General features: G+C 58.8%; 20 protein-coding genes. 11 read left to right on the forward strand and 9 right to left on the reverse strand.

The window, feature by feature from the left end; translation table 11 throughout:
• The first annotated feature begins 6 nt into the window (after positions 1-6).
• Positions 7-729 (forward strand): Crp/Fnr family transcriptional regulator, encoded by a 723-nt coding sequence (locus ACQUTG_RS01545; protein WP_428917718.1) that lies wholly within the window; start codon positions 7-9, stop codon positions 727-729.
• On the opposite strand, the gene ACQUTG_RS01550 is transcribed toward ACQUTG_RS01545, so the two are convergent.
• From ACQUTG_RS01550 to ACQUTG_RS01560, 3 genes are read right to left on the reverse strand one after another with little or no spacing between them, the layout of a single operon-like run.
• A complete protein-coding gene (locus tag ACQUTG_RS01550) occupies positions 726-2,090 on the reverse strand; it encodes a diguanylate cyclase domain-containing protein (protein ID WP_428917719.1) in 1,365 nt (454 codons plus the stop codon). The two genes, ACQUTG_RS01545 and ACQUTG_RS01550, sit on opposite strands and share 4 nt — an antisense overlap.
• Before the next feature lie 4 nt (positions 2,091-2,094).
• Complete coding sequence (locus ACQUTG_RS01555) at positions 2,095-2,949, reverse strand: OmpA family protein (RefSeq protein ID WP_428917720.1); 855 nt, start codon at positions 2,947-2,949, stop codon at positions 2,095-2,097.
• On the reverse strand, positions 2,946-3,347 hold the full coding sequence (locus ACQUTG_RS01560) for a DUF4398 domain-containing protein (protein ID WP_428917721.1): 402 nt from the start codon (positions 3,345-3,347) through the stop codon (positions 2,946-2,948). The genes ACQUTG_RS01555 and ACQUTG_RS01560 overlap by 4 nt, the downstream gene beginning before the upstream one ends.
• A 253-nt stretch (positions 3,348-3,600) precedes the next feature.
• Between ACQUTG_RS01560 and ACQUTG_RS01565 the strand changes: the two genes are divergently transcribed.
• Both ACQUTG_RS01565 and ACQUTG_RS01570 read left to right on the forward strand, forming a co-directional pair.
• The gene (locus ACQUTG_RS01565; RefSeq protein WP_428917722.1) at positions 3,601-4,218 is read left to right on the forward strand and encodes a PAS domain S-box protein; all 618 of its coding nucleotides are present in this window, start codon (positions 3,601-3,603) and stop codon (positions 4,216-4,218) included.
• Positions 4,218-6,746, forward strand: a complete 2,529-nt coding sequence (locus tag ACQUTG_RS01570; protein WP_428917723.1) for a chemotaxis protein CheB — start codon at positions 4,218-4,220, stop codon at positions 6,744-6,746. Before ACQUTG_RS01565 ends, ACQUTG_RS01570 begins: the two co-directional genes overlap by 1 nt.
• Before the next feature lie 36 nt (positions 6,747-6,782).
• Here the strand turns inward: ACQUTG_RS01570 and ACQUTG_RS01575 are convergent, their stop codons facing one another.
• From ACQUTG_RS01575 to ACQUTG_RS01585, 3 genes are all read right to left on the reverse strand, one after another.
• A complete protein-coding gene (locus tag ACQUTG_RS01575; protein WP_428918441.1) occupies positions 6,783-7,904 on the reverse strand; it encodes a histone deacetylase family protein in 1,122 nt (373 codons plus the stop codon).
• Positions 7,905-7,987: 83 nt separating this feature from the next.
• A complete protein-coding gene (locus ACQUTG_RS01580) occupies positions 7,988-8,512 on the reverse strand; it encodes a cytochrome b (RefSeq protein ID WP_428917724.1) in 525 nt (174 codons plus the stop codon).
• A gap of 63 nt (positions 8,513-8,575) precedes the next feature.
• Positions 8,576-8,920: a hypothetical protein gene (locus tag ACQUTG_RS01585; protein ID WP_428917725.1), complete on the reverse strand. Its 345-nt coding sequence runs from the start codon at positions 8,918-8,920 to the stop codon at positions 8,576-8,578.
• Between the two features lie 218 nt (positions 8,921-9,138).
• Here ACQUTG_RS01585 and ACQUTG_RS01590 point away from each other — a divergent pair, with 218 nt between their 5' ends.
• From ACQUTG_RS01590 to arcC, 8 genes are all read left to right on the forward strand, one after another.
• The gene (locus ACQUTG_RS01590) at positions 9,139-9,864 is read left to right on the forward strand and encodes a response regulator (RefSeq protein ID WP_428917726.1); all 726 of its coding nucleotides are present in this window, start codon (positions 9,139-9,141) and stop codon (positions 9,862-9,864) included.
• The gene (locus ACQUTG_RS01595; protein WP_428917727.1) at positions 9,861-11,291 is read left to right on the forward strand and encodes a sensor histidine kinase; all 1,431 of its coding nucleotides are present in this window, start codon (positions 9,861-9,863) and stop codon (positions 11,289-11,291) included. The genes ACQUTG_RS01590 and ACQUTG_RS01595 overlap by 4 nt, the downstream gene beginning before the upstream one ends.
• Before the next feature lie 101 nt (positions 11,292-11,392).
• On the forward strand, positions 11,393-12,052 hold the full coding sequence (locus ACQUTG_RS01600; RefSeq protein WP_428917728.1) for a hypothetical protein: 660 nt from the start codon (positions 11,393-11,395) through the stop codon (positions 12,050-12,052).
• Between the two features lie 66 nt (positions 12,053-12,118).
• Positions 12,119-12,532, forward strand: a complete 414-nt coding sequence (gene arfB, locus ACQUTG_RS01605) for an alternative ribosome rescue aminoacyl-tRNA hydrolase ArfB (protein WP_113862437.1) — start codon at positions 12,119-12,121, stop codon at positions 12,530-12,532.
• A gap of 76 nt (positions 12,533-12,608) precedes the next feature.
• On the forward strand, positions 12,609-14,054 hold the full coding sequence (locus tag ACQUTG_RS01610; RefSeq protein ID WP_428917729.1) for a YfcC family protein: 1,446 nt from the start codon (positions 12,609-12,611) through the stop codon (positions 14,052-14,054).
• A gap of 23 nt (positions 14,055-14,077) precedes the next feature.
• Positions 14,078-15,307, forward strand: a complete 1,230-nt coding sequence (locus ACQUTG_RS01615; RefSeq protein ID WP_428917730.1) for an arginine deiminase — start codon at positions 14,078-14,080, stop codon at positions 15,305-15,307.
• Between the two features lie 18 nt (positions 15,308-15,325).
• On the forward strand, positions 15,326-16,327 hold the full coding sequence (locus ACQUTG_RS01620) for an ornithine carbamoyltransferase (protein ID WP_428917731.1): 1,002 nt from the start codon (positions 15,326-15,328) through the stop codon (positions 16,325-16,327).
• A gap of 15 nt (positions 16,328-16,342) precedes the next feature.
• Positions 16,343-17,248, forward strand: a complete 906-nt coding sequence (gene arcC / locus ACQUTG_RS01625) for a carbamate kinase (RefSeq protein WP_428917732.1) — start codon at positions 16,343-16,345, stop codon at positions 17,246-17,248.
• A 17-nt stretch (positions 17,249-17,265) separates the two neighbouring features.
• On the opposite strand, the gene ACQUTG_RS01630 is transcribed toward arcC, so the two are convergent.
• The 3 genes from ACQUTG_RS01630 to ACQUTG_RS01640 all read right to left on the reverse strand — a co-directional run bounded on the left by ACQUTG_RS01630 (position 17,266) and on the right by ACQUTG_RS01640 (position 21,112).
• Positions 17,266-18,807, reverse strand: a complete 1,542-nt coding sequence (locus ACQUTG_RS01630) for a diguanylate cyclase (RefSeq protein ID WP_428917733.1) — start codon at positions 18,805-18,807, stop codon at positions 17,266-17,268.
• A 107-nt stretch (positions 18,808-18,914) separates the two neighbouring features.
• The gene (locus ACQUTG_RS01635; protein ID WP_113862431.1) at positions 18,915-19,289 is read right to left on the reverse strand and encodes a hypothetical protein; all 375 of its coding nucleotides are present in this window, start codon (positions 19,287-19,289) and stop codon (positions 18,915-18,917) included.
• 92 nt (positions 19,290-19,381) lie between these two features.
• Positions 19,382-21,112 (reverse strand): alpha/beta fold hydrolase, encoded by a 1,731-nt coding sequence (locus ACQUTG_RS01640; protein WP_428917734.1) that lies wholly within the window; start codon positions 21,110-21,112, stop codon positions 19,382-19,384.
• Positions 21,113-21,426 lie beyond the last annotated feature (314 nt).

A 21,426-nucleotide genomic window follows, 5' to 3' on the forward strand; every position in this document is an offset into this window, starting at 1 on the left:
GCGACCATGAACGACACTCCTGCCGCCCCCGAGCAGAACCACTTGCTGGCCGCCCTGCCGGAGAGCGCCAAAGCACGTATTTTTCCCCGGCTCAAACTGGTAGAACTGAACCTGGGTGAGGTCATTTATGAATCCGGCCAGCACATTGAGTTTGTCTATTTTCCAACCAACTGCATCATTTCGCTGCTTTACGTCATGATCAACGGCTCGTCCGCCGAAATCTCGGTGGTAGGAAACGAGGGTATGGCTGGTATCGCAGTATTCATGGGCGGAGACAGCACTCCCAGCCGAACGGTTGTGCAAAGCAAGGGGTTCGCTTACCGAATGCCCGCGCCGGACCTCAAGGTTGAGTTCGACAATAATCCTGACGTGAGGGTATTAACCCTGCGCTACACCCAGGCGCTGATAACCCAGATGTCCCAGACGGCAGTGTGTAACCGCCACCACACTATCGAGCAGCAACTGTGTCGCTGGCTGCTGTTATCTCTTGATCGCCTGTCAGACAACCATCTGACGATGACTCAGGAGCTGATTGCCAACATGCTGGGCGTCCGTCGCGAAGGGGTCACCGAAGCCGCCAGCAAGCTTCAGAAACTGGGCATTATCGAATATCATCGCGGTCACATAACCGTAATTGACCGGTCCGGACTCGAAGAGCTTTGCTGTGAATGCTATGCCGTGGTCAAGCGGGAAACCGACCGTCTGGCCTCTCAAAACCCCAGGTATTAGATCGGTCGTTGTCGACCCGCCGAGACCGGGGGCAAGTGCTCGGCGACGGGGCGCCGATTCAGGATCTTGACCCGGTACATGGCCGTATCTGCTTTTTTCAGAAGCTCATCGGCGGTCTCCCCGTTGTCAGGATAGACGCTGACGCCGATGCTGAGCTGCAGCGACACATCATGCCCACCGATCACCATAGGGGCCGCAGCGGCTTCCCGAATTTTATCGGCAACGGCAAAGGCATGATCGGGTTCGGCGATTTCGCCCAACAACACCACAAACTCGTCCCCACCATAGCGGCAGACCGTATCCGTCGCTCTCACACACGCCTTCAGTTTGCCAGCCAGTGCGATCAGGATCATGTCACCGCTCTCATGGCCAAGAACGTCATTGATACCCTTGAAATTATCAAGATCAATAAACAGCAGGGCCATCTGTTGGCCGTGCCGCCGGGCCAGCGCCAGAGACTGCTCATATCGCTCATAAAAGGCGTTGCGGTTATGCAGGTTGGTCAGAGCGTCATGCTGCGCCAGGTACGCCATGCGGGCGGTGGTTTCCCGGGAAAAGCGGGCGTCATGGAACACAATCACCGCTCCGATAACCACGCCGTAACGATTGTGAATGGGGGCCGCCGAGTCTTCGATCGCAAGCTCCACGCCGTCTCTGGCAACCAACAGCGCATTCGCTTCCAGAGCCACAATGCTGTCCGACTGAATCGCTCGCCGCGCGGGATCGGCCATGGGCTTGTGGGAATTTGCGTCCAATACCTGAAAGATCTCACTCAGTGGTCGCCCGATGGCCTCCTGGCGGCTGAATCCGGTCAAGGTCTCCGCCACGACATTCATGTAGGATACGCGTCCATCGATATCAGTGCTTAACACCGCATCTCCGATGGAGTCGAGGGTGACCTGTGCCCGCTCCTTTTCCTCAAATAGCTGCTCCTCGGCCTTTTTCCGAGCTCGCTCATGGGTTTTGTAGGTGCTGATATCTTCTACCGTATGCACGTATCCGTGGCCGGGCATGGTATCCGCCAGCAGGGCGGCATTACGGCGGGTCCAGACAACCTCTCCGTTCGAACGCTTCAACCGCGCCTCACACAGGAAGGACTGGTGGCCCAGCACCGCTGCATCCCAGTGCCGGACAACCTTGCCATGGTCCTGCGGGTGAATGACCGCGCTCCAGTGCGAGCCGATCAACTCATCGCCGGTCCAGCCACAGAGCTTCTGATAGGCCGCATTGCTGTAGAGGCATTTGCCCTCGCGGTCTGTCACCAGAATACCCAGTGGCAAGGTATCGCTCAGCGAAATATCCTTGCCGGCGTCGGCCTGCCTGTCCGCCGCCAGCGGAAAGAAGTCGCGATATCGCAGCATACCTCTACTCCCTGTTTTCGATAACGACTTCAACTCGCCGATTTTGCTGGCGACCCAGTGCAGTGTCATTACTGGCAACAGGGCGCTCAAAACCAAACCCCGATACCGTCAGTCTGCGACTGTCGATATCACGGTTAATCAGAAACCGCTGGACCGACTCGGCCCGCTGGCGTGACAGTGTCTGATTGAAGACGGCACTGCCCACGTTGTCCGTATGGCCCTCGATCAACACCTGGCGATCGGAGTACTCCTTGAGGAAGTCCACCAGTTTTTCCAGATTCTGATTAGTCCCGCCCTGAATCTCCGCACTGCCAGTGGCAAACAGAACATCACCCAGGGTCAGGACCAGCCCCCGCTCGGTTGCTTCGGCCTCAAGGGTGTCAATCTGCCGTTGCAGCTCCTCGGCTTCCCGGGCTGACAGGGCAGCAGCTTCTGCCTGTGAGCTGACCTCGGCGTGTGCGCGGTCCGCCTCGAGGGTTCGTGCCGCCAGCCTGGCCGCATCGCGCTGTTCGCCCAACAGTTCCCGTTCGGCCTCCATCAGCCTGGTCTCGCCTTTGGCCCGGGCAATTTCGATCATCCGGTCGGCCATGTAAATCCGGTGCGCCGCCAATGCCGCCTCGTCGTCATCCAGCGGTTGTTCGGCAAGCTGCACTGCTGCTTCCGCATCCCGCAATTCAACGCGGGCATAGGTCGTCATATCGGGGTTCTGTTGCAGTTCGGTCAACTTGGCGCGCACATCTTCCGAGCCATCAGGGCTGGTCGGAGACATGGCACATGCGGTCAGGAGCACCGAGGAAAGCAATACGGCGGCACCAGTTTTCGCGCCTGGAACCGGTTTCAAAAAGGATAGGATAGTCATTGCGGATCTCCCTGACGCTGCATCTCTGCTTCAAGAGCCTCAGCACCTCGTTCCATTTCGCGATTGATTTCCGCGGCTTTCGCCGCTTCCGTTCTCGCGACTGCCAGCTCTGCGGCAATTCTGGCCTGCTTCGCCAGGCGATCGGCTTCGGTCATGCGCTCCGCCGCGACGGCTTCATTGGCGGCCACAAGATGCCGGTTTGCCTCTTCCAGTTCAGCGGCAGCGTAGCGACGAGCTTCGGCTTGCTCGGCACTGGTAATGGCATCCCTGGCCATGTTCAAAGACTCAGTCGGCGGTAACGGCGCAGACGCACAGGCGGCCAGGGTCAGTGCTGCGAGAAACAGGATGGTGAACAGGCCGATACGTTCGGCGGCCCGACGAATTACGTGCATCGTCATAGCATGGCTCCTTATGCCACGGAGCTGCCCGAGCCCAGGTCAAGAGCCCGCGCACTGCCAAGCCAGAACGGCCCGACAATGCCCCTTTTCCTCCACACTAGAGCCCGGCCCGGACAGCGTCCGTTCGCTAGCGCACACAAGACCACCTCCCTGGCAAAACAGCCAACGCTTGCTATTCGGGTGTCTCGAGGTGGAGTAGACTCAATTGACGCAACGCAGAAGTCTGTTTTTGAGGCAACGTCAGGGAGGTACTATGGCCGACACCCGCGAATACCCGAATGCCGAGCGCTATGAACGGCTGCGCCGCAGCGCCAGGGACCTGATCGACCATGGAGTCGCGCCACCCAACCGCGGCGGCACACTCAGCGTGGATGCATTACAATTGCTATACCAGCGGGCGAGCACTCCCGAATCCGCGGCCGATGCCCTTAAATTGCTCCATGAGCTCCAAACCTATCAGGTGGAGCTGGATATTCTTTTTGAGCAACTTCAAGCCAATGAACATGAAATCACAGAGGAGCTGGGCCATTACAAGTCGCTCTATGAACTTGCTCCCGTGGCTTATCTGATCATTGCCAACGACGGCGTGATTATTGAAGGCAATCAGACTGCGGGCGTGCTTTTCGGCGAATCCGCCGGGACACTGGCCGGTAAGGCACTGAGCTCGCTTCTGGTGCCTGGCCAGGAGGGTGCGGTGAACGCACTGTTGAAAAGCTCCGGGGAGCAGGAGTCGGGCAGCCAGGATACGGCAAAAGGTTCGGTTGAGCTCCCGAATCACAGTCGGGTGACCATCAGAGCAAGGCCCGCCGCCGGCGGAGACAGCATTCTGATGATACTGACCGAAGCCACGACAACCCCTGTCAATCCCTGATGCGCATTGTTGGCATTGGCGCCTCCGCAGGCGGCCTGGCATCCCTCGAAGACTTCTTCCGGAATACTCCTTGCAATACCGGCATGGCGTTTCTGGTGGTGCAGCATCTGGACCCCACCCAGAAAGCACTATTGCCGGAACTCCTGCAACGCTATACCGAAATGCCGGTGTATGAAGCCGAACAGAACATGCCCGTTTGCGCGAATTCCATTTATGTCATCCCGCCAAACCGGGAGTTGCGGGTGCTGGATGACACCCTGAAGCTGAACCAGCCGGCGGAACCTCGCGGCTTGCGCCTCCCCATCAACGTGCTGTTCTCATCCCTGGCCAGCGCACAGAACGAGCAGGCCATAGCCGTCGTACTCTCCGGCATGGGCTCCGATGGCACCCTCGGCCTTCAGGCCATCAAGGCCACCGGGGGACTGTCAGCGGTGCAGACGCCCGGATCGGCCCAGTTCGATGCCATGCCCAAAAGCGCGATTGCCGCCGGCTGCGCCGATATCGTAGCACCTGCCGGCGAATTACCGGCTCGCATACTGGCTTGCGTCCGGCGCGTTCCCGAGCCTGATCAAGGTCCGGAGTATAGCCACCCCGCACACGCCTCGCTGAAACGACTCGCCCCGATTCTCCGCTTGCTGCGAGAACAAACAGGACATGACTTTTCGCTCTACAAGCCCACGTCTCTGAACCGCCGGATTGAGCGACGCATGGCCATCCATCGCATTTCGGATCTGGCCGATTACACCCGCTTCCTGGCCGCCAACAATCAGGAAGTGCAGCTGTTATTCCGGGAACTGTTGATCGGCGTCACCCAGTTCTTCCGGGACCCTGACACCTGGAACTACCTGATCGAAGAGGGCCTGCCCGAGTTGCTCGCCGGACAATCGCCTGAACACACGCTGCGTGCCTGGGTGGTGGGTTGCTCAACCGGCGAAGAAGCCTATTCCCTGGCCATTGCGTTTACCGAGGCGCTGGAACACGCCGGGCAAGATCGGGATCCGGACCTGCAGATTTTTGCCTCCGACATCAGCCCGGAAGCCATTGCCATCGCGCGGAAAGGACAATACCCACTCAGTATTGAAGATGCCGTGTCCGAGGCCCGACTGGCGCGTTTTTTCACCAAACACGACAATTATTACCAGATACGTCCATCGATACGGGACAAGGTGTTGTTTGCCCGCCATGATGTCATCCTGGACCCGCCGTTCACCAAACTGGACCTGATTGCCTGCCGCAACCTTCTGATTTACTTTGACCTGGCGCTACAGCGCCGGATACTGCCGCTGTTTCATTACAGCCTTTGTCCGAACGGCTTGTTAATGCTGGGCAGCTCGGAAACCGTTGGCCGGCTGACCCACCTGTTCGCTCCCCTGAAGCCGAAAATACGTCTATACCGGAGGAAGCCCTACGACTCCATCCGCCACTCGGAGTTCCTGCTGGAATCGTTTCCTCCCATGTCCACCCAGTCCAAGGAGCACCCCGTGCCATCGAACCAGGCCCCTCCACCGGAGACCATCAACACCCTGCAATCCGCTGCGGATCATGTGTTGCTGCAGGTCTATACACCCGCCGCCGTGGTGCTCAATGCCGATGCTGACATCGTGTACATCAGCGGACGCACCGGGAAGTATCTGGAACCCGCCGCCGGCAAGGCCAACTGGAACATCCACGCCATGGCCCGTGACGGACTGAGAGAGGCACTGTATTCCGCTTTGAAAAGGGCATCGGTTCAATCGGAGCCCGTGGAGCTGACCGGGCTAATGGTTCAGACCGGCTCCGGCACCCAGGCTGTGGACGTGACCATTCAGTCCTTCACTGAGCCTGACGCCCTGAAGGGCATGACCATGGTGGTGTTCCGCGATGCGCCTGTCCCGGCTGTATCCCGGCGCCGCAAGTCGGCCCCGGCCGTCGATTCGGGCTACGCGGCCGAGATCCAGCGGTATCAGCAGGAAATCGAAAGCCTGCGGCAGCAGGCCAAGCTGTCCCGGGAGGAACTGCAGGCCTCCAATGAAGAACTACAGTCCACCAACGAAGAGTTACAGTCCGCCAATGAGGAACTGACAACATCCAAAGAAGAAATGCAGTCGATGAACGAAGAACTGCAAACCATTAACACAGAGCTGCAAACCAAGCTGGATGACCTCGCGCTCGCCCAGAGCGATATGCAGAATGTACTCAATAGCATCGAAATCGCTGTCCTGTTCCTGGATCAGGACCTGAATGTACGGCGTTACACCGAGCGCGCCACCGCCATTATCAGCCTGCGCGAAAGTGACATCGGCCGCCCGCTCAGCGACCTGACCACCAGTCTCCGCTATCCGGAGCTCCAGGAAGATGCCCGGCAAACGCTGAACACGCTTGCGGCCAGCGAAAAACAGATTGCCACCACCGATGACCGCTGGTTCTCCGTCAGAATCATGCCCTACCGGCGACTGGATAACGTCATTGACGGCGTGGTCATCACCCTGGTGGATATTACCGACACCAAGAAGCTGGAATCATCGCTGCGGAAGCAGCCCCGGACATGACCCTTACCCGCTTCGCAGTCCGCTGATCTGAACAGCTCAATCGCCAGTGGGATCCTCTGTAAACGCACCGAGGTGAAACGCGATGGCTTCGTCCACCGCATCCATGCCACATTCTTTGGGTTCCGGAACCGCTCCGCCGGCCAGGACCTCCAGAACAGAGCGTACGCCATGGGCCAGTGACTCCGTGTTGTAACCGCCTTCAAGGACAAAGGCCAACCGACCCTCGCACAGCCGGTCTGCCAATGACTGCAGAACACCGGTCATGGCGGCGCACCCCTCAAAAGACACATTCATCGCAAGATCGTACCAGTGGACGTCGAACCCCGCGGACACCAGGATGAGATCAGGTTTGAAATACTCTGCGGCCGGTACAAGGATCTCGTTAAAGGCCCGGAGGTAAGCCACATCACCCGCACCGCCCGGCATGGGCACGTTCACCGTGGCACCCTCGCCCAGCCCCGCACCCACTTCCTGCAAATTGCCACTGCCAGGATAAAAAGGTGAGGCCCGATGGATATCAAACAGCATGACATGTGGATCGGCCCAGAAAATGTCCTGAGTGCCATTGCCGTGGTGGGCATCCCAATCAACGATCAGCACCCGCTCGCAGCCAAGCTCGGCCAGTGCGTGGGCCGCCGCAACGGCAACGTTGTTCAACAGGCAGAAGCCTCTGGCGCGCACCGGCTCTGCATGGTGGCCGGGGGGCCTGACCAGCGCAAAGGCGCTTCGGGTACTGCCTGAAACCACGGCCTCCACCGCTGCAATAGCTGTTCCCGCCGCCACCTCGGCAGCCTCGATACTGCCGGGAGATACAGCCGTGGTATCCACATCCAGCCAGGCATTCTTGTTGCGAAGGGAAAACACATCATCGAGATAAGACGTGGTGTGAACACGGGCCAACTGCTCCCGTGTGGCGACTTTGCCCGATGCAAAGCGAACACCTTCCACGGGCTCACGCTTGAGCAAATCCAGGATGGCATGAATGCGCCCGGGGTGCTCAGGGTATTTCCACTGCACATTCAAGCCTGCGAGGATCGCCCGGACGCGCTTGTCCAGGCGCCCGGGAAGAAACGCTGCATTCACATCGGGGGCGTGATTGAGTACCCGCTCATCGTAAAATACGGTGACATCTCTTCGCTCAGTCACAACCAGCTCCATGCATTCGTTCAGGGGGTGCAAGTGCCATCCGGGCAACCCGTACCGCTGATCAAAGCATAGTCAATGAAACCGGTACCCGACAGTCAGGCCATACGCTTCAGGATCCGGTCACCGAGCAGGTACTGATGCGCCAGTGCTGCTGCCACGTGAACACCAATCATCAGCCAGAGCACGTTGGCCAGAACCTCGTGGACGTCTTCCCCGCTTTCTTCCAGCCATTCCACCTCCGGGCCCGAGCCAAACAGCGTCCAGCCAAAGAAGGTGACGGGGTCCCCTTCCCCCAACGACGTCGCCAGTCCGGACAGCGGCATCAGAATCATCAATCCATAAAGTGCGATATGTCCCAACCTCGCCATGGTCGCCCAGTGGGCAGGTGGAGTGAGGCGCGAACGGTTCAGCCATCGCCACAACCCTCTAAACAGCACGAGCCCGAGCAATGCCAGCCCCACGCTTTGATGCCACGTCATCAATGAGGCTTCCGAGAGACTGTCTTCCAAAGCCTCGAACCAGACCTCACTGGCAAGCATAAGCAACAGCAACACCGCCATAATCCAGTGCACGGCACGGGAAACGGCTCCATATCGGTTGTCAGCATCCATCACTGTCATCATCAATCTCCTTCAGCAGGGCGGCGAGAGCCCCGGAAGGACCCTCGCGCTGACCACTGGATCTCAGTCCCGGCGTGAATCACGAGCCGGTGCGCCATAACGGTTGAACTCCTGCTCCCGGATCAGATTCTGTTCGGCGTCCCGCAACTGCACCAGATAGGTACCGTCTTTGGTCTCCTCCACGGAGACGTCCACCCCCGGTCCAAACCGGCGCAGAGCCTGACCATAGGCCATGATGCGCATCTCCTCAGTGCTGTACTGCTTGAGATCCGCGTTCATGGGCTTGCCGTCGCGGCGATGCTCGTAACGGTCGTCGTCCCAGTAATCGTCGTCCGCGGAAACCAGAAGCGGTGCGGCACTGAGCAAAGCGGCGACGGATAAAGCGGCAATCGTGGTGGTTTTTTTCATGGTAGAACTCCTTGCTTGATGAAACCCATGACGAAATGTCATTGCTGGTCGGGAATCATTGCACCAAGGAAACGTCGCAGAATTGTCTCGGTCATACGCCGACTTTGTCGCAAATTGTCGCAAGTGCCGAAATCGCGATGATTTTTGACAACATCGTGCCCAAGTGCCCCGGCAAGTCCCCTATAATCGGGGCAACAGTCAAGCAGACGGAGTAACGAGTGAGCGCTTCTCCCACGATTCTGGTAGTCGACGACCATCGGGACATTCGCGACCTGGTCGGCCGCTATCTGCAGGAGCACGGCCTTCGCGTGCTGCTGGCAGACGGTGGGGATGCCATGAAACGGCAGCTGAGAGCCCACTCTGTGGACCTGGTCGTGCTGGACATCATGATGCCGGGAGACGATGGCCTCACCCTTTGCCGCTACCTTCGGGAACACACCGAGTTGCCCGTTATTCTGCTGACCGCCATGAGCGAGGAGACCGATCGCATTGTCGGCCTGGAAATAGGCGCCGATGACTACCTGACCAAACCCTTCAATCCGCGAGAGCTTCTGGCCCGCATCAAGGCCGTTCTGCGACGTACCACAGCATTACCACCCCAGCGCAGCCCCATGGCCGGGCAACGCCTGTCCTTCGAGGGCTGGACCCTGGATGTCGACCGCCATCAGCTGGTCGATCCGGAAGGCGTGGAAGTATCCCTGAGCACCGCCGAGTACAAGTTGCTGCTGGCGTTCCTTGAGCACGCCGGTCGTGTGCTGTCACGGGATCAGCTGATGGACCTGACCCTGGGCCGGGAAGCTGATGCATTCGACCGCAGCATCGATAACCATGTCAGCCGGCTGCGCCGGAAGATTGATCCGGATGCCCGCAACCCCAGACTGATCAAGACCATCTGGGGCGGTGGCTATCAGTGGATCGCCACCGTGGAAGGGGCCGGAGAATGAGGTTCTGGCCCCGCCGTGCCGGCGGACAGCTCGCACTGTTGCTGATTCTGGTGCTGGTGGCGGCGCAGATCATCACCATCTCCATCCTGGCGGGAGAACGCCAGGGCGCCCTGCGCAGTGCCAGCCTTGAGCATGTTCTGGAGCGGATAGCCGACGCCTACACCCTGCTCGACACCACAGATCCCGCGCGTCAGGAGCGCATACTACGGGCACTTTCCAGCCCATCCCTGCAGCTTTCAATCGATCCCGCACCTCATCTGGCCGCCGACGAAGCCTCCGCCATGACCCGGCAACTGGCCACGGAACTGGGCCTGACCGGTGAACAGGTACGATCAGCCATGGAAGCGGATGAAGCAGAGTGCTTGCCGGGCCGGGAAACGGATGGCGATGACCACGAAGACCACGAGAAACACGACGATGAGGACGAGCACCACGACGATGACGATCGCCGTGACCACCGGGAGGATCGCCACGAGTGCCCGCCCATCCTGGGCGTTTCCCTGGCAATGTCGTCAGGCCAGTGGTTCAACGCCCGGGCCCAACCGCCAGCACCTTCCTGGCTCTGGCTGAAAGCGACCCTCACCAGTGTGGGCATCACTGCCGTGCTTCTGATCCTCACGGTTCTGCTGGCGATCCGCCGCATTCTGCAACCGGTGAACGAGCTGAGCCGGGCCGCCCATGCCTTCGGACGTGGTGAAAAAATCCGGATTCCGGAGCGCGGCCCCGAGGATATTCGCGAAGTGACGCGCGCCTTCAACCAGATGCAGCTCCAGGTCGGCCGAGCCCAGGAAGACCGGGAACGCCTGTTGGCTGCCCTGGCCCACGATCTGCGCACCCCCATTACCTCCATGCGGCTGCGGGTGGAAATGCTACCTGAAGGCGAGGATCGGGACCGGCTGCTCGATTCCCTGCAAGAAATGCAGCACCTGGCAGAAGCCACCCTCGACTTCATTCGCGGCAGCACCACCGAGAAACACCGCCGATATGACCTCGCCACCCTGCTGGACAGCCTCTGCGATGATCTCCGGGAAATGGGTCTGGCGGTAGACTATGAAGACAGCCCAAGATGCGTTCTCCAGGGCCAGCCGGAGGCGGTCAAGCGCGCTCTGCGCAACCTGATCGAGAACGCCGTCAAGTACGGGCAAAAAGCCGAAGTGAGACTGGAAGCCTCTGAAAAAGAGGCCATCGTCACCATCACCGATCAGGGTCCGGGCATCCCGGAGGCGGAACGGGACCGCGTGTTCCAGCCGTTCTACCGACTGGAACAGTCCCGCAGCCGCGACACCGGAGGAGCCGGCCTGGGACTGGCCATCGCCCGGACCCTGATTCGGGGCATGGGTGGAGAGATCCAGCTAGGCACCGGTCCGGAAGGCCAGGGATTACGAGTGTCTGTGATGTTACCCATCTCTGCACCCCCGACAGCCTGATTGACGGGCCCGGCGGAACACCCTCCGGGCAGCGGCTCACGCGCCATTTCCGCAACCTGTTGTGTTAGGGTAATCCCACCGAATACGGGAGCCTTGTGCAGATGCGAATCCGAATTACCCATCAGAGAATTACTGTCGCCCTGCAACTGGTTCTGCTGGCTGAAGCGATTTTTGCAATCTGGGGCCAACGCTGGTTCACGGCATTCCTGACCGGGATGATCATCCTGATCACCTTTTTCCCGGTGCTGTTCGAGCGGCGCTTCCGGATTCACATTCCGCCTGAGTTGCAGTTGGCCGCCATCGCCTTTGTGTTTGCCTCGCTATTTCTTGGAGAGATCCGGGATTACTACACGCGGTTCTGGTGGTGGGATATGGCGCTGCACACCATGTCCGGTTTCCTGCTGGGCATCATCGGCTTTCTGCTGGTTCATATCATGAACGAAACCGAAAAGATTCATGTGCACATGAAGCCCGGCTTCGTAGCGTTCTTTGCCTTTCTGTTTGCCCTGGGTGTCGGTGCCCTGTGGGAGATCTTCGAGTTTGCCATGGACTCGCTCTTCGGCATGAACATGCAGAAACCCATGCTGGGCGATCCCTCGGGCCTGACCGATACCATGTGGGACCTGATCGTGGATGGAATTGGCGCGTTCGTGATCTCTTTTCTGGGATGGCGTTATCTGAAAAGACCGGATGCAAGGTCCTTTCTTGAACGCTGGATTGACGGTTTCATCGAGCGCAATCCACGACTGTTCCGGCGCTAGTTGGCCCCGTTGCGCTGCGCAGAAAGTCACGACACTCAAACCACCAACGGACATCATCACCACACCATGCTGAAAATCTCCAACGCCGTCGAACTCGCCGACTGGGAAATCCAGATCACCCAGATCCGCGCCCAGGGTGCCGGTGGCCAGAACGTGAACAAGGTGGCCACGGCGGTTCACCTGCGCTTCGATATCCTGCACTCCACCCTGCCGCCCTTTTACAAGGAGCGGCTCATGGCGTTATCCGACCAGCGCATCAGCAAAGACGGCATCGTGGTGATCAAGGCGCAATCCTTCCGTAACCTGGAGCAGAACAAGGAAGATGCTCTCGAGCGCCTGAAGGAGCTGATCCAGGGCGCGGTAAAACAGCAGAAGGCCCGCCGGCCAACCCGCCCGACCAAGGGCTCACAGCGGCGCAGGGTGGACCGAAAAACCCAGAAGGGGAAGATCAAGGCTCTGCGCGGTAAAGTTAAAGCCTGATTGCGACTGTACAAGTCACGTTGGCGTCTATACTGGGTGTGGTTGACAGTCTTATCACGAAGCCAGGGGAGGCAACATGACTGACGAGAAGCAACCCGCATCGAATCCTGAAGAAGATCTGGCCACTCGATTTCCCACAGCTTATACAATTCTGTTTCTACTGATCATTCTGGTTGCAGCGCTCACCTGGATTATTCCTGCGGGGCAGTATGAGCGAGTCATGAACGAAGAGGTCGGGCGCGAGGTTGCCGTGCCTGGTACCTATGAAACCGTAGATCCCAACCCTCAGGGGTTTGTAGATGTGATGCTGGCGCCAACGGCGGGGTTTTATGACCCGGACAGTTACGCGGCCAATGCGATTGATGTTGCCCTGTTCATTCTGTTCCTGGGCGGTTTTCTGGGTGTCATGAATGCTACCGGCGCGATCGACACAGGCATCCGCAGTGCCATGCACCGACTGGAGGGCCGGGAGATCTGGATGATCCCGATCCTGATGACGCTCTTTGCGATCGGGGGTACAACCTACGGTATGGCAGAGGAGACACTGGCGTTCTACGCCATTCTCATTCCAGTGATCATTTCGGCAGGGTATGACGCCGTCACCGGGGTTGCCATCATCCTTATAGGTGCCGGTATCGGAGTGCTGGGGTCGACTATTAACCCGTTTGCCACCGTTATTGCCTCCAATGCCGCTGAGATTCCCTTTACTGATGGCATCGTGCTGCGATTTGTTCTGCTTGTGGGTGGCCTGGTCATTTGTGCCGCGTATGTTATGCGCTATGCCCAGCGGGTCAAGGCGGATCCATCCCGCTCCGTGGTTGCCAAACAGCTAGAGGCTCACCGCAAGATTTTTCTTCGGGGTGGTGACGAGATTGAAGATTTTACCCTGACGGGTACCCAGAAAATCGCCCTGGTTATTTTCGCACTGACATTTGCTGTAATGATCTGGGGCGTCTCCTCCCAGGGCTGGTGGATGGCCAGAATGGGTGCGCTTTTCCTGGGTTCAGCCATCGTGATCGGCCTGATCGCCCGATTGGGCGAAAAGAAGCTGACCGGCAGTTTTGTCGACGGTGCCCGTGATCTGCTGGGGGTGGCACTGGTCGTCGGCCTGGCCCGGGGCATTGTGGTGATCATGGAACAGGGCATGATTGCCGACACCATTCTCCATAGCGCAGAAACCACCCTGGGTGGTTTGCCGGAACTGGCCTTTATCAACGTGATGTTCTGGCTGGAAGTGGGCATGAGTTTCTTTGTGCCGTCCTCATCCGGCCTTGCTGTGCTGTCCATGCCGATTCTGGCGCCACTGGCGGACTTCGCCAACGTGGGTCGTGATCTGGTGGTTACCGCTTACCAGTCGGCCAACGGACTGGTCAACCTGATCAACCCGACCTTCGCCGTGGTGGTTGGTGGCCTCGCCATTGGCCGGGTCTCCTACGACCGTTGGCTGGCGTTTATCTGGCCCCTGTTGCTGATCCTCACTGTCTTTATCAGTGTGGTCATCAGTATCGGCGCGTTTCTCTAACCCCAAGCAAAGGAGCATGCGGGATGGCTGAACACACTCTTGGCGTTCACTCCGAAACCGGTACCCTCCGGCAGGTCATCGTCTGCCGCCCGGGACTTGCCCATCGGAGGCTGACTCCCTCCAACTGCGATGCATTGCTGTTTGACGATGTATTCTGGGTCAAGCAGGCCCAGAAGGACCACGACGTATTCTCAGGGCTGATGCGTGCCCGGGGCGTGGACGTGCTGGACGTTAACGAACTGCTGGCAGAAACGCTTGATATTCCCGAGGCACGGGCCTGGATTCTCGACCACCGGATTACCTGGAATCATATTGGCGTGGGCATGGTATCCGACCTCCGCGCCTGGATGGACGAGCTTCCGGGCCAGACCCTGGCGGAGTTCCTGATTGGCGGGCTGGAAGTGGGAGACCTGCCTTTCGACCCGGCCGGGCTGTTTGGCAACCACCTGGGGCCTCACGGATTTGTACTTCCCCCCTTGCCGAACTTTTTGTTCACCCGTGACAACAGCGCCTGGATTTATGGCGGTGTCACTCTAAACCCCATGTACTGGGCCGCACGCAAACCGGAAACATTGCTGATGAGCGCAATCTACCGTTACCACCCGGCATTCGCCGGCAAGGTTAACGTGCATTGGGGTGACCCTCTCAAGGACCATGCCCTGGCTACCCTGGAAGGGGGTGACGTCATGCCGGTCGGCAATGGCGCGGTCCTGGTTGGCATGGGTGAGCGTTCCTCACCCCAGGCCATCGGCCAGTTGGCCAAGGCCCTCTTTGATAGCGGAACCGCGGAGCGCGTGATCGCCTGCCAGATTCCCAAAACCCGCTCCGCCATGCACCTCGATACCGTGTTCACGTTCTGTGGCGGCAACGTGGTGACCAGCTTCAAGGAGGTCGCCGATGAAGTGGTGTGTTACGACCTGCGCCCGGGCACGGGCGACAAGCATCTGTCGTTTGAGCAGGACCCCCGACCGCTGTTTGAGGTTGTTGCCGATGTACTGGGCTACCCTTCCCTGGAGGTGATCGCCACCGGTGGCGACACGCCCGCGGAGCGGGAACGGGAACAGTGGAACGATGGTAATAACGTACTGGCCCTGAGCCCGGGAGTCGTTATTGGCTACGACCGCAATGACGACACCAATGCCGCCCTGGAAGCGGCTGGCATCGAAGTGCTTCCGATACCCGGTGCAGAACTGGGTCGGGGCAGAGGCGGCGGACGGTGCATGAGCTGCCCGACAATACGGGACGCAGTCTGACAAGGAAGGAGCAGAGTCATGGCATTTAATCTCAAGAACCGGCATTTCCTGACCCTGCGGGATTTCACGCCCCGGGAAATCAGTTTTTTGCTCAAGCTGTCCGCGGATCTGAAAACCGCCAAATACGCCGGCACCGAAGTGCCACAGCTAAAGGGCAAGGACATCGCACTGATTTTCGAAAAAAACTCCACCCGCACCCGGGTGGGGTTTGAGGTTGCGGCCTTCGATCAGGGTGCACGGGTAACCTATCTGGGGCCGACCGGCACTCATATCGGCCATAAGGAATCCGTCAAAGACACCGCCAGGGTACTGGGTCGCGTGTATGACGCAATCGAATACCGGGGATTCGGCCAGGCGGTTGTTGAGGAACTGGCGCAGTACGCCGGTGTACCTGTCTACAATGGCCTGACCAATGAATTCCACCCCACGCAGATCCTGGCGGATTTCCTGACCATGCAGGAAAACGTGGAGAAACCCCTGCGGGACGTGGCATTTGTTTTCATCGGGGACGCCGCGAATAACATGGGCGACAGCCTGCTCATTGGTGGCGCCAAGATGGGTATGGATGTACGCCTGTGTGCCCCCAAAGCCTGCTGGCCCGGAGAAGAGGTTCAGAACGAGGCCCAGTCAATTGCCAGTGCCACCGGCGCCAGAATCCTGATCACTGAAGACATTGATGCCGCCGTGAAGGGCGTGGATTTCGTCTACACCGACGTGTGGGTGTCCATGGGCGAACCCAAGGAAAAGTGGGCCGAGCGGATTAAACTGTTGCAGCCCTATCAGGTGAATGCTTCCCTGATGGAAAAAACCGGCAATCCCCGGACAAAATTCATGCATTGCCTGCCGGCCTTCCACAACACGGAAACCACCGTGGGTAAGGAAATACAGGCAGAGTTCGCCATTGAGGCCATGGAAGTGACCGAGGAGGTCTTTGAAAGCCCGGCCTCCATCGTATTCGACCAGGCGGAGAACCGGATGCACACCATCAAGGCAGTACTGGTCGCCACTCTGGGCAGCTGATGGGAGGAAACTGACATGCTTGTAGTAGCAGCCCTGGGAGGCAACGCCCTGTTGCGGCGCGGTGAACCCCTGACAGCCCAGGCCCAGCGCGCCAATGTGAAGATCGCCGCAGAGGCACTGGCCGACATCATCCAGGCCGGTCACCAACTGGTCATCACCCACGGCAACGGGCCACAGGTAGGTCTGCTGGCACTGCAGGGGGCCGCCTACAAGCCGGACGAAGCCTACCCGCTGGACGTACTGGGCGCCGAAACCGAAGGCATGATCGGGTATATCATCGAGCAGGAGCTGGAAAATGTCCTGGGCCACGATCGGCCAGTGGCGACCCTGCTCACCCAGGTGTTGGTAGACAAGGATGATCCCGCCTTCAAAAAGCCTACGAAATTCGTCGGGCCGGTTTACGACAGGAAGGAAGCAGAGGCCAGGGCTGAAGCCGCAGGCTGGCAGATAGCCAGGGATGGCGACAAGTGGCGGCGGGTCGTGCCCTCGCCCGTCCCCCTGGAAATCCCCGACATTCGGGTGCTCAAACTCCTGCTGGACCAGGGCGTCGTCGTGATCTGCGCCGGAGGCGGCGGCATTCCGATTCTTCGCCGTGACGACGGCAGCATGGTTGGCGTGGAGGCCGTCATCGACAAGGATGCCGCCAGCGCGCTGTTGGCCCGACAACTGGGGGCAGATGCCTTACTGCTGCTCACTGACGTGGATGCCATCTACCGGGACTTTGGCAAAGACACTGCCGCGCCTATCCATGAACTCACTCTCACCGAGGCCCGCGAGCTGGACCTGCCTGCCGGCTCCATGGGGCCCAAAATGGCGGCAGCGGGCAATTTCGTCGAAAGCGGTGGCATCAGTGGTATCGGCAGGCTGGAGGATGCCCTGGCAATTCTTGAACGCCGGGCGGGAACCTCTGTTACCCCTTAGTCTCGGGATTGTGCCCCTTAAACCAGAGTTCCACCACCGGTAGGGAGGAGACCACGACGTTTCAACTCTGCCCTGTCCCGGCCCTGCGCCTTAGCCGTGTACAGCGCATCATCCGCCTCTGAAACCAGTTTATCGAAGCTGGCACCATCCCACTCTGCGACACCGACGGACGCGGTCAGTGTAATGTGGTGATCATCAATCGGCACCGCCACACCACGCACACATCCAAGGAGCTTTTCACACAGGTGTGCCAGGTCTACGTGGTCCGAATCGGGCACGAGGACCATGAACTCCTCTCCTCCCCAACGACCAAAGCGATCCACCGATCGGAGGGATGACGCGATGGCCCGCACAAACTCTTGCAGGCAACGGTCGCCAACAGCATGTCCGTATTGGTCGTTTACGCCTTTGAAATAATCTATATCCAGCAATATGACAGAAAAGGGCCGCTGACTACGTTCGCTTCGTTTTACTTCATCCTCTCCAAGAAGTTTCATCTTTCGACGATTCGCAATGCCGGTCAGCTCATCGGTCAGCGCCAGTGATTGCAGACGCTGGTTGGCCTCATACAGCTCCTCGGTCCGGAGACGCACCCTCTCTTCCAGGGCCTGGTTCAGTTGCCTAACCTCAGAGAGAGCCTCGCGAAGTTCGTTCGATTTCCGGCGGTTCTGATGCACAAACGCTGCGATGTACAGCACCATCACGGTAAAAAGTACCGTGAACTCCTGAGTGAGCAATGCGCTGTGCGACTCAGACTCACGGATAAACGGCCCCGCCCCCGCAGCCGTGGTGAAGGCAACATACAAGGCTACCGCAGTCGCCAGGCACGATCCTGCCAGGGGGCCGAAGCGAATGGCCACCCATACTGGCGCTACAACGACCACAATAGGAGTTAAAGCCAGATAAGCCTCCGAGTGCAGGTTGCCGGAGAAAACCAGAAAACACGCCATCAGGCTGACGATCCACGCCACCGCCAGTTCAAGTCGCTGGGGCCATGTCCCGTTTGCTGATTGCCGCTGAAACCTGGCGCTGAACAGCATGTGAAGAAACGGGGTCAGGATAATCAATCCAGTTGCATCGCCGATCCACCAAAGACGCCAGAACGTGAGGAAGGAGGTATCGTTGGTTAACAGGAAATAATAGACCGACGCTCCCCCCAGGGCAGCGACCGGAGAGGCGATGAAAAACACAGTAAACAGAAAAACACTGAGGTCCTTGGGCTCATACCAGTCCATTTCCCTATTCAGAAAATAACGAATCAGGCTGGCCGCCAACAGACACTCTGTGATGTTAATAGCGCCGAACAGCAGCGCCTGGGTAACGGTGAATACCGGAACGTCTGCAAGAACTTCCGCGCACAGGACAGCCACCAGCAAAGGCCACCAGTAACGCGGTGGACGGCTGAGCAAAGCAGCCAACAAGACTGCATTCGGAGGCCAGAGAACAACGATTCCACTCTCGAGAGCAGCAAAATGTACTCCCACATAGGCGCCCGAATAGTAAAGCAGCCCGATAAGGAGTGGAAAGACAGCGACACGGTAAAGACTGTACAAGGTCATTTTCTCAGTTACAGTCCGTGTACATGGATAGAACCGGCCCATAAATCCCTATGAAACCCGGTAAGCTAATTCAACACCACAAATCTCCATCTTTCCAATTTAAAACATCATTTGACCAGGCCAGACTGCGGCACCAGGCAATTCATCATGGTGATCGACAGATCCCGAAAGACGGAATCAGACGCCACAATACTCGGGAACCGGTCGTTCATCGCCCGCCGACAGGAAGAGCTACGTGCCTTGCCCTCCTTCACGCAACCTGAATGCAGATCTGTGCCCGCAGGCTGGCCGGTGGCCTGCTCACAGAAAGCAGGAACCTGGGTGACCAGCCAGTCTACGACCACGCTCCGCTGAACCGGATCGGACGCCAGATTCGAGAAGCGGCTGGCATCTACCGGCTCGGGCTTTTCCCGGGTCTGGTCCCAGAGGACAAAAATCAGCGCAAGTGAAACCAGTGCGACGGTGACCATCGGGAACTTCATGGGCGGACTCCCAGGTTTTTGAGGATAGTCCGCGATGATAAAGACTCCGCACCTTCGGGCCAAGCCAGTCCCGCCTTGGCCCCCTGCCCAGGTCACATCGTGCCTTGCAGCGCTCCCTGCAACACCGGCAACTGCACCGTTCCCTCAACATTGACGAAGGGCACGAGCGCATCCCGCGACCAGCTCGCTGGGTACTGGGGGTGGAAACCATAGATCAACAAGGCGAGTTCATCTCCGGGCGCCAGAGCCTCAGCCACCCCGACCAGCTCGATGACTTCCCGGTCCTTGAGCCCCCGCACCGGTTTGATCTGATCGTCGATCAGTTGCCAGCGACTCTCGCCACCAGCACGCTTGCCAAGACCAACAAACACCATCGGATCACAACCGGCAGCGTAGGGATCGAGTTCTACCTCACAGGTTGAACGACCCGCCAGATCAGACACCGTGAGTGTAGCAGTGGGAATCCCGCCAAGTGTCGCCCCACTCTCTCCTGCTTGGCCCAGAACCAGTGCCGCAGGCGGCTGAGTAGCGGTTGCGACGGCTTCGTAACCGGAGGCCACGGGCAGCTCGGTTGCCACGTCCCGCTCGACCACCGTCGCACCCCGGAGCACTCCTCCCTCAAGGTCTGGAGCGGGGAATTCGTCCATGGGCACCATGACAGACTGGCCGTCAGCCAGTGAGAGACAGACTTCAGAGTCGGTTCCCTCAAAGTAACCTGCCAGCGGTTTACCCTGAAGATGGTGCTCCAGCCAGTTCAGGGTAGCGTCTGAAATCGAGATATCGCCACAGGCAAACTGACCAGCTGCGCCCTGGAAGCCCGGAATTTCCAGCAAACCTGCCGTCGGATCCACATAGTCGGCTGGCTGTAACTCGTCGGGCGCCTCCACGGGCAGGATGTGGCCGGACTGGTGGGTCAGCAGGCGCACATCTCCACCCAGCGCTTTCAGGCACTCAAAGTTACGCCAGGCTTCATTGAAATTGAACAACGTGTCCTTCATACCCTGAGTCAGTAATACATCCACTTTCGGGTAAGGTGTTGGTTCGACGTCAAATGCTGGTGGGTTGATCTGATAATTCAGCAAGTCCGGGGTTTCGGATACCGACACCGGTTCTCCCGTGCAACGATATGCGGGGCTGTGGTAGTAGAAGAAGTCCAGGCCCGCTTCCGGGAAACGGTTCAGCGTGGCACCCTGCGCCAGGATCTCACGAATGATCGGATCCAGGCCTCCGTTACCATTCCCGGTGGAGCCCGTTTCACCGCCCGCAACAAGTGCCAGATCCCAGCCGGTTTTGATGACGTTGCCGGGATTCAGGCTGTAACGCAGATCGTGCCAGGTAATATCCGGAACAAGAGCATCAAGCCTCTGGCGCGGATCCTGTCCGTGCAGCAGGAGCTGGAAGCCACCGCCATAACTACCGCCGATTGCGCCGACCACAAGGTTTGGGCTCAATTCCCGAGGAAGGTCAGGCTCCTGACGGTATTGCAGATAATCGAGATTTTCCTCAGCCCAATCGAGAATCTGGATCAGATCGCGCCCCTCGAACTCGGGATCCATCACGCGAACAGTGCCGGTGCTTTCACCGAAGCCCCGCTGATCGATCGAGATGACTGCAAAACCGGCCTCACGATAGTTTTCAAACCCTTCGGTATTTCGTGACCCACCGAAACCATGACCATGCAGTACCAACGGGTGGCCCTGTTTGCAGTCAATTCCGCCAATCGGCTCGAGCACCTGAAAGGCAATGGTTTCACCACTGGCCGAGGTCAGCATTACCGGGTAACTTCGGCCGCCGTCCCTGGGGGTATCATCGGCACAGGACACGGGAGGAACCTCACATTGAGGAGGTGCCCCATTGCCCGGATTTGCACAGGCCTGGTCCGGGGACACCCGGTTTTGTTGGGCGGAAGGTTGTGAGCTTTCAGACGTCGTTTCAATGCATCCGGCAACAGCCAGAGCAAGAAACACGGCAATCAGGCGAGGTCTGAACACCCCGGGACGCTTCAGGGAAGGCATCTGTTGTTCTCCTTGTTTTATTCATCAGAAACCAACCGGGAACAACGTGGCAGACGGAATTATGTTCCAATCTGCCAGGACAAAGGCCTGAAAAGACAGAATTGACGCCCGCACAGAGAGTC

The organism is Marinobacter sp. DUT-1 (assembly GCF_050379415.1).
Lineage (GTDB): Bacteria > Pseudomonadota > Gammaproteobacteria > Pseudomonadales > Oleiphilaceae > Marinobacter.

Excerpts from the sequence above, each read along its gene's own strand:
- ACQUTG_RS01545 (WP_428917718.1), top strand. The coding sequence starts at position 7 with ATGAACGACACTCCTGCCGCCCCCGAGCAGAACCACTTGCTGGCCGCC.
- ACQUTG_RS01550 (WP_428917719.1), bottom strand. The coding sequence starts at position 2,090 with ATGCTGCGATATCGCGACTTCTTTCCGCTGGCGGCGGACAGGCAGGCC.
- ACQUTG_RS01555 (WP_428917720.1), bottom strand. The coding sequence starts at position 2,949 with ATGACTATCCTATCCTTTTTGAAACCGGTTCCAGGCGCGAAAACTGGT.
- ACQUTG_RS01560 (WP_428917721.1), bottom strand. The coding sequence starts at position 3,347 with ATGACGATGCACGTAATTCGTCGGGCCGCCGAACGTATCGGCCTGTTC.
- ACQUTG_RS01565 (WP_428917722.1), top strand. The coding sequence starts at position 3,601 with ATGGCCGACACCCGCGAATACCCGAATGCCGAGCGCTATGAACGGCTG.
- ACQUTG_RS01570 (WP_428917723.1), top strand. The coding sequence starts at position 4,218 with ATGCGCATTGTTGGCATTGGCGCCTCCGCAGGCGGCCTGGCATCCCTC.
- ACQUTG_RS01575 (WP_428918441.1), bottom strand. The coding sequence starts at position 7,904 with ATGGAGCTGGTTGTGACTGAGCGAAGAGATGTCACCGTATTTTACGAT.
- ACQUTG_RS01580 (WP_428917724.1), bottom strand. The coding sequence starts at position 8,512 with ATGACAGTGATGGATGCTGACAACCGATATGGAGCCGTTTCCCGTGCC.
- ACQUTG_RS01585 (WP_428917725.1), bottom strand. The coding sequence starts at position 8,920 with ATGAAAAAAACCACCACGATTGCCGCTTTATCCGTCGCCGCTTTGCTC.
- ACQUTG_RS01595 (WP_428917727.1), top strand. The coding sequence starts at position 9,861 with ATGAGGTTCTGGCCCCGCCGTGCCGGCGGACAGCTCGCACTGTTGCTG.
- ACQUTG_RS01600 (WP_428917728.1), top strand. The coding sequence starts at position 11,393 with ATGCGAATCCGAATTACCCATCAGAGAATTACTGTCGCCCTGCAACTG.
- arfB (WP_113862437.1), top strand. The coding sequence starts at position 12,119 with ATGCTGAAAATCTCCAACGCCGTCGAACTCGCCGACTGGGAAATCCAG.
- ACQUTG_RS01610 (WP_428917729.1), top strand. The coding sequence starts at position 12,609 with ATGACTGACGAGAAGCAACCCGCATCGAATCCTGAAGAAGATCTGGCC.
- ACQUTG_RS01615 (WP_428917730.1), top strand. The coding sequence starts at position 14,078 with ATGGCTGAACACACTCTTGGCGTTCACTCCGAAACCGGTACCCTCCGG.
- ACQUTG_RS01620 (WP_428917731.1), top strand. The coding sequence starts at position 15,326 with ATGGCATTTAATCTCAAGAACCGGCATTTCCTGACCCTGCGGGATTTC.
- arcC (WP_428917732.1), top strand. The coding sequence starts at position 16,343 with ATGCTTGTAGTAGCAGCCCTGGGAGGCAACGCCCTGTTGCGGCGCGGT.
- ACQUTG_RS01630 (WP_428917733.1), bottom strand. The coding sequence starts at position 18,807 with ATGACCTTGTACAGTCTTTACCGTGTCGCTGTCTTTCCACTCCTTATC.
- ACQUTG_RS01635 (WP_113862431.1), bottom strand. The coding sequence starts at position 19,289 with ATGAAGTTCCCGATGGTCACCGTCGCACTGGTTTCACTTGCGCTGATT.